Annotated in this window: 18 protein-coding genes and 9 pseudogenes; 10 read left to right on the top strand and 17 right to left on the bottom strand. The window is 65.1% G+C overall.

The features are described from left to right. Window positions 1-361: 361 nt before the first annotated feature. Window positions 362-1,567, top strand: coding sequence for a DUF7159 family protein (locus M5I08_RS16300; RefSeq protein ID WP_219068476.1), 1,206 nt, complete (start codon window positions 362-364; stop codon window positions 1,565-1,567). Window positions 1,568-1,570: 3 nt separating this feature from the next. Here M5I08_RS16300 and M5I08_RS16295 read toward each other — a convergent pair whose 3' ends face one another. The 4 genes and pseudogenes from M5I08_RS16295 to M5I08_RS16280 all read right to left on the bottom strand — a co-directional run. Beyond that, entirely contained in the window at window positions 1,571-2,443 is an 873-nt protein-coding gene (locus M5I08_RS16295) for an LLM class F420-dependent oxidoreductase (RefSeq protein ID WP_219068475.1), read from the bottom strand. A gap of 2 nt (window positions 2,444-2,445) precedes the next feature. After that, complete coding sequence (locus tag M5I08_RS16290) at window positions 2,446-2,991, bottom strand: YceI family protein (RefSeq protein WP_219068474.1); 546 nt, start codon at window positions 2,989-2,991, stop codon at window positions 2,446-2,448. Window positions 2,992-3,003: 12 nt separating this feature from the next. Next, a pseudogene (locus tag M5I08_RS16285) lies at window positions 3,004-3,853 on the bottom strand (alcohol dehydrogenase catalytic domain-containing protein). A 10-nt stretch (window positions 3,854-3,863) separates the two neighbouring features. Next, window positions 3,864-4,454, bottom strand: a pseudogene (locus M5I08_RS16280) (cytochrome P450); the annotation flags it as partial. 240 nt (window positions 4,455-4,694) lie between these two features. Between M5I08_RS16280 and M5I08_RS16275 the strand changes: the two are divergent. Further along, a pseudogene (locus tag M5I08_RS16275) lies at window positions 4,695-5,103 on the top strand (hypothetical protein). Window positions 5,104-5,124: 21 nt separating this feature from the next. After that, window positions 5,125-5,343: an Rv1893 family protein gene (locus M5I08_RS16270; protein ID WP_219068473.1), complete on the top strand. Its 219-nt coding sequence runs from the start codon at window positions 5,125-5,127 to the stop codon at window positions 5,341-5,343. A 20-nt stretch (window positions 5,344-5,363) separates the two neighbouring features. On the opposite strand, the gene M5I08_RS16265 is transcribed toward M5I08_RS16270, so the two are convergent. After that, the gene (locus tag M5I08_RS16265; RefSeq protein WP_219068472.1) at window positions 5,364-6,494 is read right to left on the bottom strand and encodes a nitronate monooxygenase; all 1,131 of its coding nucleotides are present in this window, start codon (window positions 6,492-6,494) and stop codon (window positions 5,364-5,366) included. A 220-nt stretch (window positions 6,495-6,714) separates the two neighbouring features. Between M5I08_RS16265 and M5I08_RS16260 the strand changes: the two genes are divergently transcribed. Beyond that, window positions 6,715-7,452, top strand: coding sequence for a glucose 1-dehydrogenase (locus tag M5I08_RS16260; RefSeq protein WP_219068471.1), 738 nt, complete (start codon window positions 6,715-6,717; stop codon window positions 7,450-7,452). A gap of 50 nt (window positions 7,453-7,502) precedes the next feature. Further along, window positions 7,503-7,658 (top strand): annotated as a pseudogene (locus M5I08_RS16255) (acyl-CoA dehydrogenase family protein); the annotation flags it as partial. 179 nt (window positions 7,659-7,837) lie between these two features. Here the strand turns inward: M5I08_RS16255 and M5I08_RS16250 are convergent. The 4 genes and pseudogenes from M5I08_RS16250 to dtd form a co-directional block, all read right to left on the bottom strand. Further along, the gene (locus M5I08_RS16250; protein WP_219068470.1) at window positions 7,838-8,749 is read right to left on the bottom strand and encodes a class I SAM-dependent methyltransferase; all 912 of its coding nucleotides are present in this window, start codon (window positions 8,747-8,749) and stop codon (window positions 7,838-7,840) included. Continuing rightward, on the bottom strand, window positions 8,746-8,889 hold the full coding sequence (locus tag M5I08_RS16245; protein WP_219068491.1) for a hypothetical protein: 144 nt from the start codon (window positions 8,887-8,889) through the stop codon (window positions 8,746-8,748). Before M5I08_RS16245 ends, M5I08_RS16250 begins: the two co-directional genes overlap by 4 nt. Window positions 8,890-8,930: 41 nt before the next feature. Beyond that, window positions 8,931-9,887, bottom strand: a pseudogene (locus M5I08_RS26350) (anti-sigma factor RsbA family regulatory protein). Window positions 9,888-9,983: 96 nt separating this feature from the next. Beyond that, the gene (dtd, locus tag M5I08_RS16230) at window positions 9,984-10,415 is read right to left on the bottom strand and encodes a D-aminoacyl-tRNA deacylase (RefSeq protein WP_219068467.1); all 432 of its coding nucleotides are present in this window, start codon (window positions 10,413-10,415) and stop codon (window positions 9,984-9,986) included. 40 nt (window positions 10,416-10,455) lie between these two features. On the opposite strand from dtd, the gene M5I08_RS16225 reads away from it, so the two are divergent. After that, complete coding sequence (locus M5I08_RS16225) at window positions 10,456-10,767, top strand: MTH1187 family thiamine-binding protein (RefSeq protein ID WP_219068466.1); 312 nt, start codon at window positions 10,456-10,458, stop codon at window positions 10,765-10,767. Here M5I08_RS16225 and M5I08_RS16220 read toward each other — a convergent pair. Beyond that, on the bottom strand, window positions 10,764-11,258 hold the full coding sequence (locus tag M5I08_RS16220; RefSeq protein ID WP_219068465.1) for a macro domain-containing protein: 495 nt from the start codon (window positions 11,256-11,258) through the stop codon (window positions 10,764-10,766). The genes M5I08_RS16225 and M5I08_RS16220 overlap by 4 nt on opposite strands. Window positions 11,259-11,291: 33 nt before the next feature. On the opposite strand from M5I08_RS16220, the gene M5I08_RS16215 reads away from it, so the two are divergent. Further along, on the top strand, window positions 11,292-12,575 hold the full coding sequence (locus M5I08_RS16215; RefSeq protein ID WP_502213836.1) for a competence/damage-inducible protein A: 1,284 nt from the start codon (window positions 11,292-11,294) through the stop codon (window positions 12,573-12,575). A 99-nt stretch (window positions 12,576-12,674) separates the two neighbouring features. Beyond that, entirely contained in the window at window positions 12,675-12,944 is a 270-nt protein-coding gene (locus M5I08_RS16210; protein WP_249762833.1) for a hypothetical protein, read from the top strand. A gap of 3 nt (window positions 12,945-12,947) precedes the next feature. Here M5I08_RS16210 and M5I08_RS16205 read toward each other — a convergent pair. Beyond that, window positions 12,948-14,167: pseudogene (locus tag M5I08_RS16205) on the bottom strand (MFS transporter). Between the two features lie 193 nt (window positions 14,168-14,360). On the opposite strand from M5I08_RS16205, the gene M5I08_RS16200 reads away from it, so the two are divergent. After that, complete coding sequence (locus M5I08_RS16200) at window positions 14,361-14,588, top strand: hypothetical protein (RefSeq protein ID WP_249762832.1); 228 nt, start codon at window positions 14,361-14,363, stop codon at window positions 14,586-14,588. A gap of 30 nt (window positions 14,589-14,618) precedes the next feature. Here the strand turns inward: M5I08_RS16200 and M5I08_RS16195 are convergent, their stop codons facing one another. The 5 genes and pseudogenes from M5I08_RS16195 to M5I08_RS16175 form a co-directional block, all read right to left on the bottom strand. Then, complete coding sequence (locus tag M5I08_RS16195) at window positions 14,619-15,098, bottom strand: hypothetical protein (protein ID WP_219068463.1); 480 nt, start codon at window positions 15,096-15,098, stop codon at window positions 14,619-14,621. Beyond that, window positions 15,095-15,574, bottom strand: a complete 480-nt coding sequence (locus M5I08_RS16190; RefSeq protein WP_219068462.1) for a hypothetical protein — start codon at window positions 15,572-15,574, stop codon at window positions 15,095-15,097. The genes M5I08_RS16195 and M5I08_RS16190 overlap by 4 nt, the downstream gene beginning before the upstream one ends. Before the next feature lie 85 nt (window positions 15,575-15,659). Beyond that, window positions 15,660-16,142 (bottom strand): annotated as a pseudogene (locus M5I08_RS16185) (alpha/beta fold hydrolase); the annotation flags it as partial. Further along, window positions 16,142-17,191 (bottom strand): annotated as a pseudogene (locus M5I08_RS16180) (acyl-CoA dehydrogenase family protein); the annotation flags it as partial. The pseudogenes M5I08_RS16180 and M5I08_RS16185, both read right to left, overlap by 1 nt. Window positions 17,192-17,497: 306 nt before the next feature. Continuing rightward, on the bottom strand, window positions 17,498-17,719 hold the full coding sequence (locus M5I08_RS16175; protein ID WP_249763457.1) for a hypothetical protein: 222 nt from the start codon (window positions 17,717-17,719) through the stop codon (window positions 17,498-17,500). On the opposite strand from M5I08_RS16175, the gene M5I08_RS16170 reads away from it, so the two are divergent. After that, on the top strand, window positions 17,642-18,016 hold the full coding sequence (locus M5I08_RS16170) for a hypothetical protein (RefSeq protein ID WP_249763381.1): 375 nt from the start codon (window positions 17,642-17,644) through the stop codon (window positions 18,014-18,016). The two genes, M5I08_RS16175 and M5I08_RS16170, sit on opposite strands and share 78 nt — an antisense overlap. Window positions 18,017-18,139: 123 nt before the next feature. Here the strand turns inward: M5I08_RS16170 and M5I08_RS16165 are convergent. After that, window positions 18,140-18,832 (bottom strand): annotated as a pseudogene (locus M5I08_RS16165) (alpha/beta fold hydrolase). Between the last annotated feature and the right edge of the window lie 24 nt (window positions 18,833-18,856).

Below are 18,856 nucleotides of genomic sequence, written 5' to 3'. Positions count from 1 at the left end.
AAAACTTACCGTGTGGCAGTCCATATGTCGATCGGGACGCAAAGGCGTATCGATTTGGTGTCGGCTGCCGCCACCTGCGCAGAGCTGGCCGCGAGCCGGCCAAGCAGCCGTTTCTGGCAACGTTGCGATGCACTGTGGACAACGGAAATCCGAAGGTTGCGCACGGCGTGGGAGGTCCATCGCGGCCTCGCACGGTGGTGTTGATGCCCGTTCGGCTGTTGTCGGGATGAGCGCGTAGGCTCACCCGGGTAGACCGACGAGACCACGCTGTCCCGGTCCTCCGCCCCGGCTCGAACCAACCCGCATTGACGGTCTCGTGCTGGCGGTGGCCTACGGGTCGGGGCACGATTGAGGTGCAAATTTGGACACGGTAGTTGGGCTGTCGCTGACATCCACGTCAGTCGGCTGGGTCCTGGTGGAAGGCCGCGACGCCGACGGCTCCATCCTTGATCACGACGATTTCCAAGTAGCTCCTGGCGGCGGGGTGCGCGCGGTTAACACCTCAGCGCAGACGACAGCCGCCGTGTTCGACGCTCAAGCCACGGCGATCAACTATGACCACCGCCTTCATGAAATCGCTGTCACCTGGTGCGACGAGGCGGCCGCGGAGGCTGCACTGCTGCTGGAGTCGCTGACCGACGCCGGCTTCGACAATGTTGTTCCAATTCGGCTGCAGCAGGCTTGTGAGATGTTGGCGCGGGCGATCGCGCCTGTCGTCGGCTACGACAAGGCCGCCGTCTGCGTACTGGACGGCGATTCGACGATTGTCGTTATGGTCGACACGCGCGACGCCGAGCCACAGACGGCCACCAAGGCGCTGACCGGCGGCGCGGGTCGACTGGTCGGATGGCTGACCGCGCTTTTCGACCGGAGTTCATGGCAACCGGGCGGGATCGTGATCGTCGGTCCCGATGAGGACCTCGAGGCGCTGGCGTGGCGGCTGGAGAAAGCGGTGCCGGTGCCGGTCATTACGCAGACCGGCGCGCAGCTGGCGCTGGCGCGTGGGGCTGCTCTCGCGTCGGCCGAGAGCATCGGATTCACCCACACTGAGATGGCCGAGACCGCCGGCGGCGAGCAGGAGGAGCGGCGACGCTCGCGGCAAAACGCGACCGCACCGGCGATGACGATGCTCATCGCCGGTGCGGTCACGTTCGTCGCATCGCTGTCATTTGCTCTCGGCCCGAGCCTGGTTCCCGACCGCCCTACCGGACCGGTCCGGCATGCGGTGCACAAGGCCGCGACTCATCGCGTCGCACAAGCTCCGGCTCCGCGGCCGGCGGCCGTCGAGGCGCCCGCTGCGCGACCGGCGCCGGCGCCGGTCGAAGCCCCTGCAGCTGCCCAGCCGCAGATCGTGGCTTCCGACGAACCGTCTGCCGAACTCCCAGCCGCCGCACCGATTCCGCCGCCACCGCCGCCAGAGCCGGTCGCTCCTGTCCCTCCGCCACCCGATCTACATCCACTGCTCACCAAGCTGCTTGAGCGCCTGCACGGTCAGCAGAACCCATCGCCAGACCAGCCGGCTCCGGCGCAAGGCCCGCCGCCTAATGCGGGCGCGCCACCGCCATAGTCACTAACCCGCGAAAGCTTGGGCGATTTCGGCTGCGGTGCTCAACGCGGCAAGGTGGTCGTCGACCGACGCCAGCCCAGCCTTCATCGTGTTGATCGAAACATGCGACGCGCCGGCATCGGCCCATACCCGAAGACCGTCGGCGAGGTCGTCGGCATTGCCATTCCAGGAGACCCGGCCCTCCATGGCGATTTGGGCGGGGTCACGGCCGGCCTCCGCCGCGCCTTGCGCTACGTCTTGCAGCGCCTGGTCGAGTTTCGGGCCCGGGCCCACCATGGGAAACCAGCCGTCGCCGAGGCGACCGGCGCGCCGGCACGCGCGTGGCGAAGCCGCCCCGAACCACACTGGAATCGGCCGCTGTACGGGCAGCGGCGCCAGTCCGGCTCCGGTCACCCGGTGATACGTGCCGTGGTAGGTGACACTCTGTTCGGTCCACAGCTTGCGCAACAGGTCCACCTGCTCTTCGCTGCGCTTGCCGCGGTTCGAAAAGTCTTCGCCCAGCGCCTCGTATTCGACCGCGTTCCAGCCAATGCCCACGCCCAGGCGTAGCCGGCCACCGCTGAGCAGGTCCACCTCGGCCGCCTGCTTGGCAACCAGAACGGCTTGTCGCTGCGGCAGGATCACGATGCCGGTCACCAGTTCCAGTGAGGTGGTGACCGCGGCGAGGTAGCCGAACGTCACCAGCGGCTCATGGAAGGTGTCGTACCGGTCATAAAGCCCGTCCCAACCGACGTGTACCAACGGATCGGCGCCGACGACGTGGTCGTAGGCAAGTAGGTGGGCAAATCCAAGCCCTTCGACATGCTCGGCGTACGCGCGCACCGCGCCCGCGTCCGCGCCAATCTCGGTCTGCGGGAACACGACTCCGATCCGCATCTTTACTTCCTTCCATGTTGGGCTGTGAACGAGACGGTGACGTCGTCCGCGACTTTCAGCGAGCCCATCAACAACGAATACGGCTTGACCCCGAATTCGGATTGGCGTACGACGGCCTGCGCGGACAGCCGCCAGGTATCGCCGAGATCCTCAGTGCCCAAGTCGATTACGTATGGTCGGGTCTTTCCGTGGATTTGCAGCGTACCGGCCAGCCGATAACCGTCCTGGCTGTGGTCGATGCTATCGGCCTCGAAGCAGATCTTGGGAAAACGTCCGGCATCCAGCTGTCGTAATGCGTTGGACCGCACCAGGATCTTCTCCGGACCGGACAATGGCGTCAGGCCGCCTTCGCCCCGCAAAACGTCGAGCGAATCGACGTCAACTGTGAGCGTGGCCGCCACGGGTGCATCATCTGACCACTTCACCGTGGCCCGCCAGCGTCGCATCACGATGGTGAGCCGGTGACCCATCTTCGGTGCCCGGCCGGCGACACCGGTGTGAACCAACAACTCACCGTCAGATGCATCAATAGTCCATGGGCCGGTCACCGACCGACTGTGTCACATCGTCAAAACGGTGCGGTAGTGTGCTCGGCCCTGCTCCAATATCGCATAGCCTTCGGAGGCCTTTGACAGCGGTAGCTCCTCGATCCAGGCCCGAACACCGGACAGCACCGCGAAATCCATGGTGCCTTCGACGTCTTTCGCGGTACCGGAGGGATGGCCGACGATGCTGATTCCCGGGGTGATGAGCTGAAGGGGACTGATCGGCGACGGTTCAGGCGTGACGCCGATGGCGACGAGCTCACCCTGTGGTGATATCCCGCCGACCGTTGCGGCCATGGCATCGCCCGGGCGAACTGCACCCCGAGGTGGCCGAGCCCGCCGACACCGAGGACGGCGACGCGGTCGCCGGGCAACGCTTTCGTGTGGCGCAAGGCGTTGTAGGTGGTGACGCCGGCGCAGCCCATTGGCGCGGCTTCTGCATCGGAAAGCTCTGCCGGTATCCGGGCCAGTGCGCTGCCTGGGACAATCACCGACTCCGCATATCCGCCCGGATATTGGTAACTCGGGACCTTGCCGTTCTCGCAATGAATAAAGTGGCCTTTTCGGCACTGATCGCAGTGGTAGCAGCAGCCGCCGAACCACTCGACCGCGGCGCGATCGCCGACCGCGAAACCCTCGACACCCGCACCCAGCTCGGCGATCGTTCCGGCGATTTCGTGCCCGGGAGTCAACGGCCACGTCATGCCCGGAAAGCCGCCCGAGACAAAACGTGCGTCGGTGCCGCAGATCCCACATGCGCTGACCGTCAGCCGTGCTTCATCGCGGCCTGCGGCGTCGTTTCGACATCGACCAGTTCTAACGGAGCTCCGGCGGACTTTACCTGAACAGCTCGATGCGTAGCCATGCGATTGAGGCTAATGCGCGACAGCGCTTTTCGCCCCGTTGGTGTGGTAGTCGACCTGCCGGTGCTTGATGCCATTGAGCCAACCCGACCGCAGCCGCCGGGTTTGCCGATCGATTCCAGATCAGGAATTCCGTCGGCGATCGCGTTGAACATCAAGTCGATCGTCACGCGCGCCAAGTTGGCCCCGATGCAGTAGTGCGCTCCGGTGCCGCCAAATCCCACGTGCGGGTTGGGATCACGCAAGGTGTTGAACGTGAACGGGTCGTCGAAGACATCCTCGTCGAAATTGGCCGAGCGGTACACCATCACCACTCGCTGACTTTTCTTGATCTGCACGCCGGACAGCTCGTAGTCCTGCAGGGCGGTCCGCTGAAACGACGTGACCGGGGTGGCCCAGCGGACGATCTCGTCGGCCGAGGTTGCGGGACGCTCCCTTTTGTACAGCTCCCACTGATCGGGAAAGTCGGTGAACGCCATCATGCCCTGGGTGATGGAGTTGCGGGTGGTCTCGTTGCCGGCCACCGCCAGCAGAATCACGAAAAAGCCCGTCGATGTCAGCCTCGATCAGCTTTGTCACGAGGTCTTCAGCGGGATGTTCGGCGTCGGCATTGACCGCGGAGATGGAACGTGATGGTCGATGCCGTACTTCGACCGTAACACCATGTAAAGCGGTTATTTCCCGACGACGACTTGGCCCGTGCGCTCGAGCTCGGGTCGGCAACGCCGGTCGCCACCGGCGTCCTGATCTGCACTTACCGGCCCGCTGACCGCTAGCGGGCCCGCTGCATACCGCCGCGCCAAACAGCCTTGCGGCCCAGGCCGCGCTGGCTATGCTTGCCGCATGATTCGCGAACTGTTCGTCACCGCTGCGATCACGGGTACAGCTGTCAGCCTGGCACCGGCCTCCGCCGCCGACCCCGGCAACTACGACGGGACGTGCCAGCGACTGCAACGCGTCGCTGGGCGCGCCGTGCGGCAACTATGAGCGGTTCATCTTCGGGCGCAAGCCGGGCGGGCAGGCCGAGGCGTGCCACCGTATCATCAACCAGTACCCGGCAGCGCAACCGGGGTACGGGGTGATCTGCTACCCCCTCAACGGGGTTCAGCAGGTCGGTGCACCATGTCAAAATCCGCGCGGGTCGGCCGCGCAGACGCGGGACGGGCTTCCTATGCTGTGCACGGAACACGGCTGCCAGGTTGGGCAGCTGACCGGTGGCGGTTTCCCGTCGGACACGGGCGTCGCCGGCTGACGAGACAACAGGGAGACTGCAATGGGCTTCAACGCCAGGGACGCGATCGACGCCGCCAAAGACATCGTGGCGAACGCCGTTGAGCGATCGTCGGACATCGTCGAAGATGCCGGCCACATGATCAAGGGCGACATCGCCGGCGGCGCCGGCGACATCGTGCACAACTCACTCGACATCGCCACCTACGCCATCGACAGGGCCAAAGAGGTTTTCACCGGCACGCCCGCCGACGACGAGTAATCCCGGCGCAGAGCCGTTCGTCAAACGGTGGTGGCCTCGTTGAGCTCGTCTAACCGGTTCGTCGCTTCCAGGTGTTCCTGCACCCAGCGTTCGATGACCGCAGCGGTCTTCTCCACCTTGGCGAACTGTCCAACGACCTGACCGACCGGATTGAACGCGACGTCGACCGTCTCGTTCGGGTATTTGTTCGTGGCCCGCACCGCCATGCCGGAAACCATGTACTGCAATGGCATGCCGAGCGGCTTCGGGTTTTCCGGGTCCTCCCACGCGTCGGTCCAGTCGTTGCGCAGCATCCGCGCCGGCTTGCCGGTGAACGAACGGCTGCGAACGGTGTCGCGGCTGCTCGCCTTGGCGTATGCCGCTTGCTGAACCGGGGTGTTGGAGGCTTCCTCGACCATCAACCACTGCGATCCGGTCCACGCCCCTTGGGCGCCGAGTGCCAGTGCCGCCGCGATCTGCTCGCCGCTGCCAATGCCGCCCGCCGCCAGCACCGGTACCGGCGCGACTTCCTTGACGACCTGCGGCCACAACACCATCGAGCCCACCTCGCCGCAGTGCCCGCCGGCCTCGCCGCCCTGCGCGATGATGATGTCGACGCCGGCGTCGGCGTGTTTGCGAGCTTGTGAGGGGGAGGCGCACAGCGCTGCCACCTTGAGTCCGGCTTCGTGGACGTGCTTGATCATGTCGGCCGGCGGGGAGCCGAGCGCGTTCGCGATCGTCTTCACCTTCGGGTGCTTGAGTGCCACCTCGACCTGGGGAGTGGCTGTCGCTTCGGTCCACCCGAGCAGCTGCAGGGTATCCACGTCGGCGTTCTCGACGGGGACACCGTGATCGGCGAGGATCTTCTTGGCGAAGTCTAGGTGCTCCTGGGGCACCATCTTGCGCAGCGTTTCGGCTAGCTCCTCGGCGGACAGGTGTGAGTCCATGCCCACGTATTTATTCGGGATGACGATGTCGACCCCGTACGGGTGATCGCCGATGTTCTCGTCGATCCATTTGAGTTCGGTCTCGAGCTGCTCGGGGGTGAAGCCGACCGCCCCCAGTACGCCGAAACCACCGGCCTTGCTCACCGCGACGACGACATCGCGGCAGTGTGTGAACGCGAAAATCGGAAACTCGGTGCCGAGCTCGTCGCAGATGGGAGTGTGCATACCTGATTCCTTACTGGTCTGCTTGCTGGCCGCCGTGGACTAACTGGAACGTGTTCTAGTTTAGTACGGGATTGGCGAGCTGTGACCATCTGGATCGGTTAGATCGCCTCGTTATGGCGTGCTCGCGACGCGCACCGTCGGGTCGTTTCTGAGGGCGTCCGCGCGGCCCACGATGGAACGAGTTCTAATCGCATTTCCGGCTGCGGTAGCCTGACGCGTCATGGGACGCGTGAACGGAAAAGTTGCACTGATCAGCGGCGGCGCTCGTGGGATCGGTGCTGCGGATGCCCGGATGCTGGTCGACGAGGGCGCCAAGGTGGTGATCGGCGACATCCTCGATGACGAGGGCAAGGCGCTGGCCGGCGAAATCGGTGATGCCGCGCGCTACGTCCACCTCGACGTCACCCAACCCGACGAGTGGGAGGCCGCGGTGTCCGCCGCGGTCACCGATTTCGGCAAGCTCAACGTTCTGGTCAACAACGCCGGCATCGTGGCGCTCGGCCAGCTGGGGCAGTTCGATGTGGCCAAGTGGCACAAGGTCATTGACGTCAACGTCAACGGTACGTTTCACGGCATCCAGGCCGCGGTGGAGCCGATGAAGGCCGCCGGCGGCGGCTCGATCATCAACGTCTCATCCATCGAGGGCCTGCGAGGCGCCGTGATGGTGCACCCGTACGTCGCTTCAAAGTGGGCGGTGCGCGGCCTGACCAAGTCAGCCGCGTTGGAATTGGCGGCGCACAACATCCGGGTCAACTCGATTCACCCCGGATTCATCCGCACCCCGATGACCAAGCATTTCCCGGACGACATGGTCACCGTCCCGCTCGGTCGCCCCGGTGTGGCCGACGAGGTCGCCACCTTCGTGGTGTTCCTGGCCAGCGACGAATCGTCGTATGCCACCGGCGCCGAATTCGTGATGGACGGCGGCCTGGTCAACGACGTCCCGCACAAGTTCTAGATTTTCGAAACGTCGGGCACACGCAGGTCGGAGGCGCTAAGAAGTGGATGGTGGATTTCGCACTTGACGCAGCGCAGAACGCCTGGCTGGCCGAGGTGCGTGACTTTCTGCGGCGAAACGTCACGGCGGGTCTGCGCTGCGAACCGGCTGAACACGGCCAGGAGTCTCTCGGCGGGCACGTCGCGTCGTTCCGACGCAAGATCGGCTAGCGGGGATGGTTCGGACTGAACTGGCCGCCGGAGTACCAGGGCGAGCTGCCTCAGACAGCAACCAACAAAGTCCTCAAACGCGAGCTGATTCAGGCGGGTGTGACCGCTGCCGGCAGCGTTTTGTGGCAGCTGCGAGTCGCAGCACAACCTACGTCGTGGGGGAATAGAGCGCGAGCTCAGCGGGTCGCGGTGATGTACTCCGAGTGCATAATCTGGTCGACTCGCAGGTCGACTTCGGGTGGAGTTCGGCCATATTCGGCCTGCAAGTCGGGGTTGGCGCGGACGGGCTCAACCGTCCAGCCGTGACCGGCGAGCCAGTCAGCGGGTTTGGTTTTCTTCGCGGCGTCGTAGGTCAGAGCCGAGAACCTGACATCGCCGGACAGGTTGAGACCGGGATAGGCCGCTCCTAGCGCGGCAAGTCTGTCGTCGTCCAGGCACGAGCCCAGCGCACCGATCGCAATCCGGCTGCCCGGCGCGGAGAGGTCGCTGATCCGGGTGAACAGCGTGTCCTGCGCGTCGCCGGCCAAGTAGGGCAGAATTCCCTCCACCGACCAGGCAGTGGGGCGTTGCGGGTCGAACCCCGCTGCGCGCAGCGGTATTGACCAGTCGTCGCGCAGATCCGTGGCGACCTCTTGGCGATCCGCGGCGGGCACGGCCGCATGCTCGGCGAGCACGCGCTCTTTGAACTCCAGAACTTTCGGTTGGTCGATCTCGAATACTGTTGTGCCACTTGGCCAGTTCAGCCGGTATGCACGAGAGTCTAGCCCGGCCGCGACGATGACTGCTTGACGGATACCACCGTCAGCGGCGGAGGAGAAGAATTCGTCGAAGAACCTTGTCTGCACCCCGTACAGCCGCGGGAAGGTCGTCGCGCCATCGGATGTTCCCGGCGCGGCAAGCAGACCGGTCAAATACGGGTCCGCCGAAGCTGTGATGAAATGCTTCGCGTAGTCGTCACGCACCAGCGGCTGCGCACTCATGGCATGTAGGGCGCGCCATCCGGCTACCAGCAGTGCGGTATAGCCGACGCTGCTGACAATGTCCCACTCATCGTGGTCGGAGCGGATCCATCCGTCCGGTGTGGTCATTGACCGTTCCTCAAAAACAGCTCCCAACCCTCCACCTGATGGAAAACGTATGACCCGATGGTGATCACCCGGGCCGCAGTCAGCGCGAGCACCCGGGCCGGCCGATCGGCGTCGAAGATGCGTGAGCGGCTGTAGCCCATCTGGCGAACATACCGCCGTCCGGAGAGGCGACGCCAAGAGCTCACGAATGTCTCGCAACGTCATGGCCGCGCGGCAGGTGAAGGTAAGCGTGGATCGTCGTCTGGTCAGCAGCGGTGTGCGTGCGCACCAGATCTGCCGCCGCGTTGACCACGTACAGCCCGCGCCCACGGTCGCTGTCGCTGGCGTACCGCCGGCGCCCGGCGAGCGGGTCGTCGAGGCAACCGTCGTCACGCACTTCGCAGACCACATGGCCATCTTGCCGCCACAGTGCAAGGCGGCACGTCCCGCCCGCGTGTGTCAGGCCCGCCGTTGTCAGTTCACTGGCGATCAACTGCAGGTCCGCGGTCTGGTCGGGAGACAGGCCGAACCACTGCGCGTAGGCACCGGCGAAGGCCCGTGCCCCGGCCAAGTCGTCCAGTGTCCGCGCCGTGTACCTGACTGCTGTCGGGTGGCTGAACAGCGGCCGGTTGTAGCGAGCGAGCATCGTTTCGGGGGCGTATGCCGCATTGTCGTTGTCTAGGATTCCGTTCTGCCATAGAACCGGATGGGTGCAACGGGCGTCGGCGATGACGTCGGGGTCGAGCCGTGAGACGTCATATGGGCAGACCACCGTGACGTCGCGGCCGGTGAAAGCTCGGTTGAGCAGCGTCTCGTGTTCCACGCAGGCCGGATATTCGGCAACAGAACGACTCGGTCACATGTGTTCGCTGATCATGCGTGCCGGTTTTCCGCGATGCTTGTCGACCAACCTGCTCAGCACCTCGCCCAGGATCCGGCTGGGGTTGCGGCCCGCTTCGCTCATGTCGGTCATGACCACGCCGGCGGCCAAGCCGTCCAACTCGGCGGCCAGCACCGCCAAGTTCCCTGCCGGAACCGCGATCAGCACCGCTTGATCCGCCTGAACGGCGCCGGAGACAAATGCCAGCAGATGATCGCGGTATTCCTGCCGGGTGCGGTAGAAGAAGGCGACGTGACCACGATCCTGCGCGTACCTCACGTCAGCCGCTCCACGAACGCCGGGTGCGGCTCGACCAACCGCCGCTTCCACAGCACGCTACGCTCAGCCGCCGCGGAGACGGCAATGACCCGCCAATCACAGCTCCAGCAGTAGGGTCACCGGGCCGTCATTGATCAATGCGACCTGCATGTGCGCGCCGAACCTACCGGTTTCCACGTGGGCGCCCAGCTGCCGCAACGCGTGCGCGAACGCCGCTATCAGCGGCTCGGCGACGGCGCCGGGGGCGGCGGCATTCCATGACGGTCGTCGCCCCTTGGCGGTGTCGGCGTACAACGTGAACTGGCTGATCACCATGATCGGGGCGTTGATGTCGGCTGCGGACTGCTCGCCCTCGAGAATTCTGAGCTGCCAAAGCTTTTCAGCGAGCCGCCGGGTTTTGCCGATATCGTCGTCGTGGGTCACTCCGACGAACGCCAACAGCCCCTGGCCGTCGGGTTGGATTGACCCCACGACATGCTGACCGACCGACACCGTCGCCGATGAGACCCGTTGCACCAGAACACGCATGGAGCCGATGCTGCCATGCGTGTCGAGTAGGGTCTGTGTTGTGTCCGTACTGGTCGCATTCTCCGTCACCCCGCTGGGCGTGGGTGAAAGCGTCGGTGAGATCGTCGCCGAAGCGGTGCGAGTGGTGCGCGATTCCGGTTTGGCGAACAAGACCGATGCGATGTTTACCGTCGTTGAAGGCGATAGCTGGGATCTGGTGATGGCGGTGGTGCAGCGCGCCGTCGAGGCCGTCAAGGCCCGCTCCCCTCGGGTCAGCGTGGTGATCAAGGCGGACTGGCGCTCTGGTGTCACCGACGCGATGACCCGCAAAACCGAATCAGTCGAGCGTTTTTTGAGCGGTCCGGAGGCTTAACCGCCGATCGCAGCGCGAAATGCTTGTTCGGCGGCGTCGCCGTGCACCGCGAACACGACACGCTCAAGCGAACGCGGCTGGTGCTGGCGCACCGCGTCGACCATCAGCCGGGCCGCCTCATCCAACGGAAAACCGCCAACTCCGGTACCGAAAGCCACCAAAGCTAATGAGCGACAACTTAATTCGTCTGCAGTATGCAGCGTCGAGCGGGTGGCCCGGGCAATGATGTCGGCCGAGGTCGGTCCGCCAAGCTCCATCGTGGCGGCGTGGATCACGTAGCGGGCCGGCATCTCGCCGGCGGTGGTCTCGACGGCTTCCCCGAGGCATATCGGCGCCTTCTCGTCCGACTCGCGCTGCACAGCCGGGCCGCCGGCCCGGGAGATGGCCGCGGCGACCCCGCCACCATGCCGAAGCTCGGTGTTGGCCGCGTTCGTGATCGCATCAACCTCGAGCTTGGTGACATCAGCTTGAAGTACCTCTAACTCGATCATCAATCGATTCTCCTCCACGCCTACTGTCATAGCGTGACTGCACGCGCCGGCATTGTCGTGACCGGAACCGAGGTGTTGACCGGTCGGGTGGCCGACCGCAACGGTCCATGGCTGGCCGATCGGCTTCTCGAGTTGGGCGTCGAACTCGCCCACATCACCCTCTGCGGTGACCGCGACGCAGACATCGAGGCGGCGCTGCGGTTCCTGGCAGCCGAGGGCGTGGACCTGATCGTGACCAGCGGCGGATTGGGGCCGACCGCCGACGATATGACCGTTGCGACCGTGGCGCGGTTCTGCGAACGCGAGCTGGTGCTGGACGCCAAGTTGGAGGCCAACATCGCGGCGATCCTGAAGAAGTTGATGGCTCGCATTGAGGGTGGCGATTTCGATGCGGTCCGCGCCGCCAATCGCAAGCAAGCGATGATCCCGGCCGACGCGCTGGTGATCGACCCGGTGGGCACGGCCCCGGGTGTGGTCGTGCCCGGTAAGCCGACCGTCGTAGTGTTACCCGGGCCGCCGCGCGAACTGCAACCGATGTGGCCGATCGCCGTAGCGACACCCGCGGTTCAGGACGCCATCGCCGGCCGGACGGTCTACCGCCAGGACACCGTGCGGATGTTCGGATTGGCGGAGTCCGGCCTGGCCGAGACCCTGCGCGACGCCGAGCAGCGCCTGCCCGATTTCGGGTCCTTGGAGATCACCACCTGCTTGCGGCGAGGAGAGCTCGAGATCGTCACCCGTTACGAGCCCGACGCCGCAGAGGTGTACAGCCAACTGGTCGAATTGTTGCGCGCGCGGCACGGGCAGCACATCTATTCCGAAGATGGCTCGCAGGTGGACGATCAGGTGGCGCAGCTGTTGACCGGGCGGCGGATAGCGACGGCGGAGTCTTGCACCGGCGGGCTGCTGGCGGCACGGCTCACCGAGCGGCCGGGTTCGTCCGCCTACGTCGCCGGCGGTCTGGTTGCTTACGCCAACGAGGCAAAAACGCAGTTGCTCGGTGTCGATTCAGCGTTGATCGAGGCACACGGCGCGGTCTCCGAGCCGGTAGCCGAGGCGATGGCAACCGGTGCGCTGCAACGCTTTACGGCCGACACGGCGGTTGCGATCACTGGGATCGCCGGTCCAGACGGAGGAACAGCGGACAAGCCGGTCGGCACGGTCTGCTTCACGGTGGCGCTGACCGAGGCACGGTTGGTGACGCGAACGCTTCGACTGCCCGGCAACCGTGCCGATGTCCGGGAGTGGTCGACGACGGTGGCGATGCATTTGCTGCGCCGGGCGCTCAGCGAACTGGGCAACCACCGTTCTCAATGACTTTTGGTTATCCACAGTTGGCACCACCTGCTGAAGACGTTCTACTCGGGGTTTGGCGGCTGGGCCGACCGTCAGCTTGCCGATGGTGCCGTGGAGTGGATGTCACCGACGGGTCACATCTACACCACCAAACCCGGCGCCAGTATCTTCTTCCCATTGTTGGTCGCGTCAACGGGCGAATTGGTGTTGCCGACCTCAAGTCGAGCACAGGGCGAGCACCGAGGACTGATGATGCCAGCCCGCCGCCAGACCCGCGCCGCCGAGCGCGCCGCCCGCATCGCCTCGGAGCGACGGATCAACGAGGCCGTCATTGCGGCCCAGAGTGGCCGAAGACGAATCGCTGCCCGCAACGACCCACCACCCTTTTAAGGGTTAACGTTGCTCGCCGCGATCGCCGACCGGACCGGCGCGACTGTAAGCGCTTTGCTTAGTGCCGAAGCGGATTCCGGTCGCGTCCTTGCCGATCGCTGTCAAAAGAGCGACGACGGTCAGCACCGGCACAATCGTCGCGGCCAACGCGAAGGGGTAGCCGTGCGCAGCGGCAAGTCGCTCTTGGATCGGCAAGTTGAACGCGGCCAGCAGATTGCCCAGCTGGTAGGTGACCCCCGGGTAGAAGCCCCGGATGGCATCCGGCGACATCTCCGTCAGATGCGCCGGTATGACGCCCCACGCGCCCTGCACGACGAGTTGCATCAGAAACGAGCCAAGGCCACAACATCGCTGCGGTATGCGAGTAGGCGAACAGCGGGACGATCGGTAGGCCCCATACCGCGCAGAACACCACCGTGTGGCGGTGGCCGAATCTTTGAGACAGCGAGCCGAAAAGCAGGCCGCCGACGATGGCGCCGGCGTTGTAGGTCACCACGATCCACTTCGCGGTCGTGCCCGACAGCTCTGCGCCACCGTTGTGGGTCGCCGACAGAAAGGTAGGGTAGATGTCCTGGGTGCCGTGGCTCATCCAATTGAAGGCGGCCATCAGCAGCATCAGGTAGATGAACCGGCGGACGATCGCAGCGTCGCGCAGCACATCGCTAATCCTGGTGTGAGTCAGCCGCATTCGGCGATGTTTGGCCTCCCACACCTCGGACTCCTTCACCCGATACCGGATGATCGGGCTGACCAGCGCCGGGATGATGCTCAGCCCGAACAGCCAGCGCCATGACAACCCGAGCCGGTCCATCACCAACAGCGACGCCAACGTTGCGAGCAGATAGCCCAATGCGTAGCCCTCTTGCAACAGACCGGAAAAGAAGCCGCGTCGCTCCGCGGGAACATTCTCCATCGCAAGCGCGGCGCCCACACCCCACTCACCGCCCATTCCGACGCCGTATAGCAGTCGAAGGATTACCAGCACAGCGAAATTCGGTGCGAACGCACAGAAGAAACCGACTAGGGAAATAGAACGTCACGTCGCCCATCAGCGGTAGCCGCCGGCCCACCCGGTCGGCCCACAGCCCGAACAACAATGCGCCCACCGGGCGCATCAACAGAGTGGCGGTTGTCAGGAACGCGACTTCGGTTCTGGTGTGGTGGAACGTCTTTGCGATATCCGCATACACCAGCACGACGAGAAAGTAATCGAAGGCGTCCATCGTCCAACCCAGCAGCGCGGCAATGAACGAGTTGCGCTGATCGTTGCTGAGTCGCTGCTTATCGACCACTCGTACTATGTATCACGACTCGTCGGGCAATTTGTGACCGGCGCTACTTTTCGACGGCGTCGACAAACTCGTCGCATGATAGCCGCATCGGTTTGACGAGCGCTGCGGACGGCAAAATTAACTCATGAAGACCAAACTGGCGATCATCGTGGCCGTTGCGACTGCTGTGCTGTCCGGCAGCGGCCTTGCCCACGCAGACGACCAGCCGGACCAACCCGATCCGAACGCGCCGAAGTGCTGGACACCGACCCCGGATGGGTGGTTGCATGTGGAGTTCGTGCCCTGCGGTTGGACGTATTCGCAGGCGGGAGGCTGGCAACGACTTCCGCCTCCCCCGTCGCCTCCCCCGTGACCCGGCCACACCCGCGGGGGTACGCGGAAATTAGCTCTTCTCGATCGCGGCCTCGATCGCCGAGGAGCGTTTGCGGGTGCGGTGTGGGCGGCGCGCGGCGCCGACGATGGTGCCGATCTTGGGCGCATCCAGCCGGCAGCGGGTGCGATCGACGACTGCGTCGAAGACCCGCTGCATGATGGCGCCGTTGGCGAAGATCAGGTTGCGGCTGTATTCGAGCTGATAGACGGCGAACCCGTAGCCGAATCCGCTGCGGTGTTGCTCGTCGAGATCCAGCCCGAAGCACAAACACGCCGAATAGATCCAGCGTTGGCAGACCTGACCCAGCCGCCCTACAGCCGCATCCTGCGACAAGGCATCTGCGATCCGGGCCAGGCCTGCGGGGGCGGCCACAGCGGTGAAGCAGTTGCCGGCCTTGGTGAATGCTATCCCCGCCGCGGCGGCCTGGCGAGCCGCGAACTCATGGCCGTTGAGGATGATCTGCGCGCCGAACGGCGGATGCCCGCTCATCTTGATCGTGACATGCCCCACTCGGGGTCGATGATGTGAAACGAGTAGTGGTTGACGTATTCGCGTCTCCTTTCGATGTTGAGGATCGCGCCGGTCTTGGGCGAGCGGGCCACCTTCCACACCGGTGCTGGCGCCTTGGCCGCCAGCACCATAAACACCCCGACGCCGACCTGGCGGGTGGCCAGATACTCCTCGGCGATGCGGTGCTTGCGTTCCCCGGCCTTGCAGAAGATCACCGGCGCCGCGTTGGCCGCGCCCCACGCCTTGACCCGGCGGGCGAAGCGGCCCGCCATCCGCATCAAATGGGTGTTGTCCAGCTCGGCGTCGCTGTCGCCGTGCAGCCGACGCCACCACACCCGCAACCCGCCCGGGTTATATCCCAGCGAGAAGAACGCATTGAGCACGATCCGATCCACGCAGTCATAGCTGCCGGTCACCAGATCCGAATACCGCAGGCTGAACTCATCACTGGACATCCGCTCAACCTACGAAACCACCCGCCCGCGTGAGGCGAAACTGCCCGAAGGGCCACCGCCGCCGGGCGAAGTCCCGGCTGCGGCGTAGCTGCTTACGGCTGCCGTTGAGCAGATCGTCGAGGAACATGGCCTTGAACTCGGGCCGGACCAGCAGAGCCCGGTCGGCTTCGGGGGAGACCCGCGCGTACAGGTACAGCACGGGCTCGGCGACCGGCTTGAGAAGGCGGATCAAACCGACCGCCGCCCACCGGATCGGAAAACCGGCCACGCTGAGCAGCGGGGCCAGCAGTGACCCAAGTGCCATCACTCCGCCGCCGATGGCGTCGACGCCGACGGTTGGGGCCACGCCGCCGAGCACCCCGACCGCCACGACGCGATCGGGCATTGCCACCGCGCAGCCGAGGGTGTACGGCCCGCCACCTGACAAGCCGATCACGGTCATCTTGTCGATGCCCAGGGTGTCCGCCACTGTGCGCAGGTCATCGGCGAATGCGACGACGGTGTCGTACTGGTAGGGCGTGGAGGCCCCGATTCCGGGGCGGTCAATGCCGATCAGGCGAACGTGGTTACTGCGGTCTCGCTGGCGTACAACTTGGCCATCGAGCCCTCGGCTGAGGTGAACGGCTTGTCATTCCGTTGCATCCAGCTGGCCCGCCAGACCAGCATCCGCGATGCGTCAATGCGGCTTTTCATGTCGGCCAGCTTGAACGCGATGGCCTGGAATTCGGCGATTTTCCGTCCGAACTGTTCGCGTTGGCGAGAGTATTCCAGCGCATATTCGTAGGCCGCCCGCGCGATGCCCAACGCCATCGCGCCCACCACGGGGCGGGTGCGCTCAAACGTCATCATCGCTGCCTGGCTGGTTGTGCGATGTCCTTCCCGAATCTTGGCGATCCTGCTCTCGAAACGCTCTCTGCCACCGAGGATTAACTCGCCAGGAATCCGGACATCATCGAGAATCACCTCAGCCGTGTGGGATGCCCGGATACCGTGCTTCTTGAACTTCTGCCCCTGTGACAAGCCCTTTGTACCGGGAGGCACGATGAACGTCGCCTGTCCCCGCGTGCCCAACTCGGGCTCGACCGACGCCACCACCACATGGACATTGGCGATTCCACCGTTAGTAGCCCATGTCTTGGTGCCGCCCAGCACCCACTCGTCGGCGGCTTCGTCATACCGTGCCTTGGTGCGGACGGCTCCCACGTCGGAACCGGCACCGGGTTCGGACGAGCAGAACGCCGCCAGCTTGGGCTCGCCCGGGGTGCCGAACATCTGCGGCAGCCACTCACCGAGTTGCTGCGGGGTCCCGTTGGCGGCCAGTGCAGCCGCCGCAAGTCCGGTGGCCATGATCGACAACGCAATTCCGGCGTCGCCCCAGAACATTTCCTCGAATACCGTCGGCATGCCCAGACCGCTGGATTCGGCAGCCATTTGGGCGAATAGATCGGGGGTGTAGAGCCCGACCTTGGCAGCCTCTTGGATGATCGGCCACGGGGTTTCTTCCCGCTCGTCCCACTCCGCGGCGGCCGGCCGGACAACCGATTCGGCAAATTCATGCACCCAGTCGCGGACGTGGACCACTTCCTCCGACAGGTCCATCGAAAATGTTGGGTCCATCAGCGCTCCCATCAGCGACGTCGTCCGTGGTGGCCACGTTGGTGCGCGGGATGCACGCGGGGATCGCCAGCCGAGTCTTCAGCGCAACCGGGCCAGCGGCAGCCCCGACCGAGGCGATCCATGACGGAATCACCCGTGCGATCTCCGTCACCGCGACAAACCGGTTGAGCCGACGGCTGATTCGCTTGCGGCGGCGTTCCCGGCGGCCACTGAGCGGGTCGTGGTCTTCCTGCACGGCTGATGCCTTACCGAGCGGTCATGGTCTCGGCAGCCACGCGACGGCTCGGAGGGAGGCGACCGCCGAAGCTACGGCGAACGGTTGCACCACGACTTGGGTTTCAGCCCGGTTCGCACGTCTCGGTCAACGGCCGAACGCTCGCCGAAATACTGGACCGGCTGCACAGCCAATGACCGGTGTCCATCACCGAGCGCGTGCTGGTCGGCCACTCGATGGGCGGTCTGGTTGCGCGCAGCGCTTGCCATTACGGCGCCCAGCAACAGCATGGCTGGACCGACGCGATCAGTCATGTCGTGCGCCTTGGCTCACCGCATCCGGGGGCCGACTTGGAAAAATGGCGTGAACATCGCGTCGTGGGCGTTGGCACGGCTGCCCGAGACCCGAGCAATCGCAACATTTTTGAACGCTCGCAGCGACGGCATCAAGGATCTGCGCTTCGGCGCCTGCCTCGACGAGGACTGGTGCGACGCCGACCTCGACCAGTTCCTCCACGACCGTTGCCAGGAGGTGCCGTTCTAGCCTCATGCCCCATACCACTTCGTGGCGGCAACCGTCGCCCCGCCGCTGCTCGGGACGACCGCTGGTAATCACCTCGTCCGATCGGAGAGCGCAGCCGGCCGCGGCAGGTCGCGGCGTATTCCGTTCGACGCAGACCAAGGGCTGACGCTGACCGGGTTGAACCACTTCGACCTACTGAACCATCCGGCCGTCTACACGAAGTTGCGCGACTGGCTAACCGTTACGGCGGCGATGCGAGCTGCCACGTCGGCCGCGACGGCCAACGTCTTCAGATCGTCAGCTGCGACGTAGCGGCCGGCGTCGGTGTCGTAACTGGCGCCCGCGATTGATCCGTGGTCGGCCGGCAGTTCGGCCACCTTTACCGGCCAGTGTTTCCGCCGCAGGGCCGAGGCGAACTCGCGGCTCACCGCGCGACCGGAATGACATCGTCGGATAGGCCGTGCAGCAGAGTAAACGGGCAGCTTCGCAGACCGAGCTCGAGCTGGCTAGCCCGAACTCGACCGAAGATCGGGTCGGTGACCATGAACGCCCCGGCGAGGCAAACCGTGTGCGCAAAACCAACGTCAGCTCGTCGCGCCTGAATCGCCAGCCCTGCCGCCGCTGCACCGCCCATCGACCGGCCCACAAGCACCAGGTCATCGGGTTCGTCAACGCGCTCGCGGGCAAAACCACCGAGCGCACCAGATCGGCACGCCCGCCATCGTCGGCATGTGAGTTCCAGTCCGGGGCGACGACGCCCAAAGCGTGGTCGATCAGCAGCTCGGCGAGTGGCCGGACAGCGGCTCCGGCATCGGCCTGTTGGCCGTGCCACAACAACACGGTCCGTTGTGCGGGTCCGCCGGAAACATCTGCCAACGACCGGGGGCGTACTCGAGGGTCTCCATACCCGCCACGCTGCCCTACCGGCT

Origin of the sequence: Candidatus Mycobacterium methanotrophicum (genome assembly GCF_023515995.1) — a bacterium.
Classification (GTDB): domain Bacteria; phylum Actinomycetota; class Actinomycetes; order Mycobacteriales; family Mycobacteriaceae; genus Mycobacterium; species Mycobacterium methanotrophicum.
The sequence above is the reverse complement of the archived record's forward strand: the minus strand, read 5'-3'. Positions and strand labels throughout refer to the sequence as shown.

Excerpts from the sequence above, each read along its gene's own strand:
- M5I08_RS16295 (WP_219068475.1), bottom strand. The coding sequence starts at position 2,443 with ATGCGGATCGGAGTCGTGTTCCCGCAGACCGAGATTGGCGCGGACGCG.
- M5I08_RS16270 (WP_219068473.1), top strand. The coding sequence starts at position 5,125 with ATGGGCTTCAACGCCAGGGACGCGATCGACGCCGCCAAAGACATCGTG.
- M5I08_RS16265 (WP_219068472.1), bottom strand. The coding sequence starts at position 6,494 with ATGCACACTCCCATCTGCGACGAGCTCGGCACCGAGTTTCCGATTTTC.
- M5I08_RS16260 (WP_219068471.1), top strand. The coding sequence starts at position 6,715 with ATGGGACGCGTGAACGGAAAAGTTGCACTGATCAGCGGCGGCGCTCGT.
- M5I08_RS16250 (WP_219068470.1), bottom strand. The coding sequence starts at position 8,749 with ATGACCACACCGGACGGATGGATCCGCTCCGACCACGATGAGTGGGAC.
- M5I08_RS16245 (WP_219068491.1), bottom strand. The coding sequence starts at position 8,889 with ATGGGCTACAGCCGCTCACGCATCTTCGACGCCGATCGGCCGGCCCGG.
- dtd (WP_219068467.1), bottom strand. The coding sequence starts at position 10,415 with ATGCGTGTTCTGGTGCAACGGGTCTCATCGGCGACGGTGTCGGTCGGT.
- M5I08_RS16220 (WP_219068465.1), bottom strand. The coding sequence starts at position 11,258 with ATGATCGAGTTAGAGGTACTTCAAGCTGATGTCACCAAGCTCGAGGTT.
- M5I08_RS16210 (WP_249762833.1), top strand. The coding sequence starts at position 12,675 with ATGTCACCGACGGGTCACATCTACACCACCAAACCCGGCGCCAGTATC.
- M5I08_RS16200 (WP_249762832.1), top strand. The coding sequence starts at position 14,361 with ATGAAGACCAAACTGGCGATCATCGTGGCCGTTGCGACTGCTGTGCTG.
- M5I08_RS16195 (WP_219068463.1), bottom strand. The coding sequence starts at position 15,098 with ATGAGCGGGCATCCGCCGTTCGGCGCGCAGATCATCCTCAACGGCCAT.
- M5I08_RS16190 (WP_219068462.1), bottom strand. The coding sequence starts at position 15,574 with ATGTCCAGTGATGAGTTCAGCCTGCGGTATTCGGATCTGGTGACCGGC.
- M5I08_RS16170 (WP_249763381.1), top strand. The coding sequence starts at position 17,642 with ATGGGCGGTCTGGTTGCGCGCAGCGCTTGCCATTACGGCGCCCAGCAA.
- M5I08_RS16175 (WP_249763457.1), bottom strand. The coding sequence starts at position 17,719 with ATGACTGATCGCGTCGGTCCAGCCATGCTGTTGCTGGGCGCCGTAATG.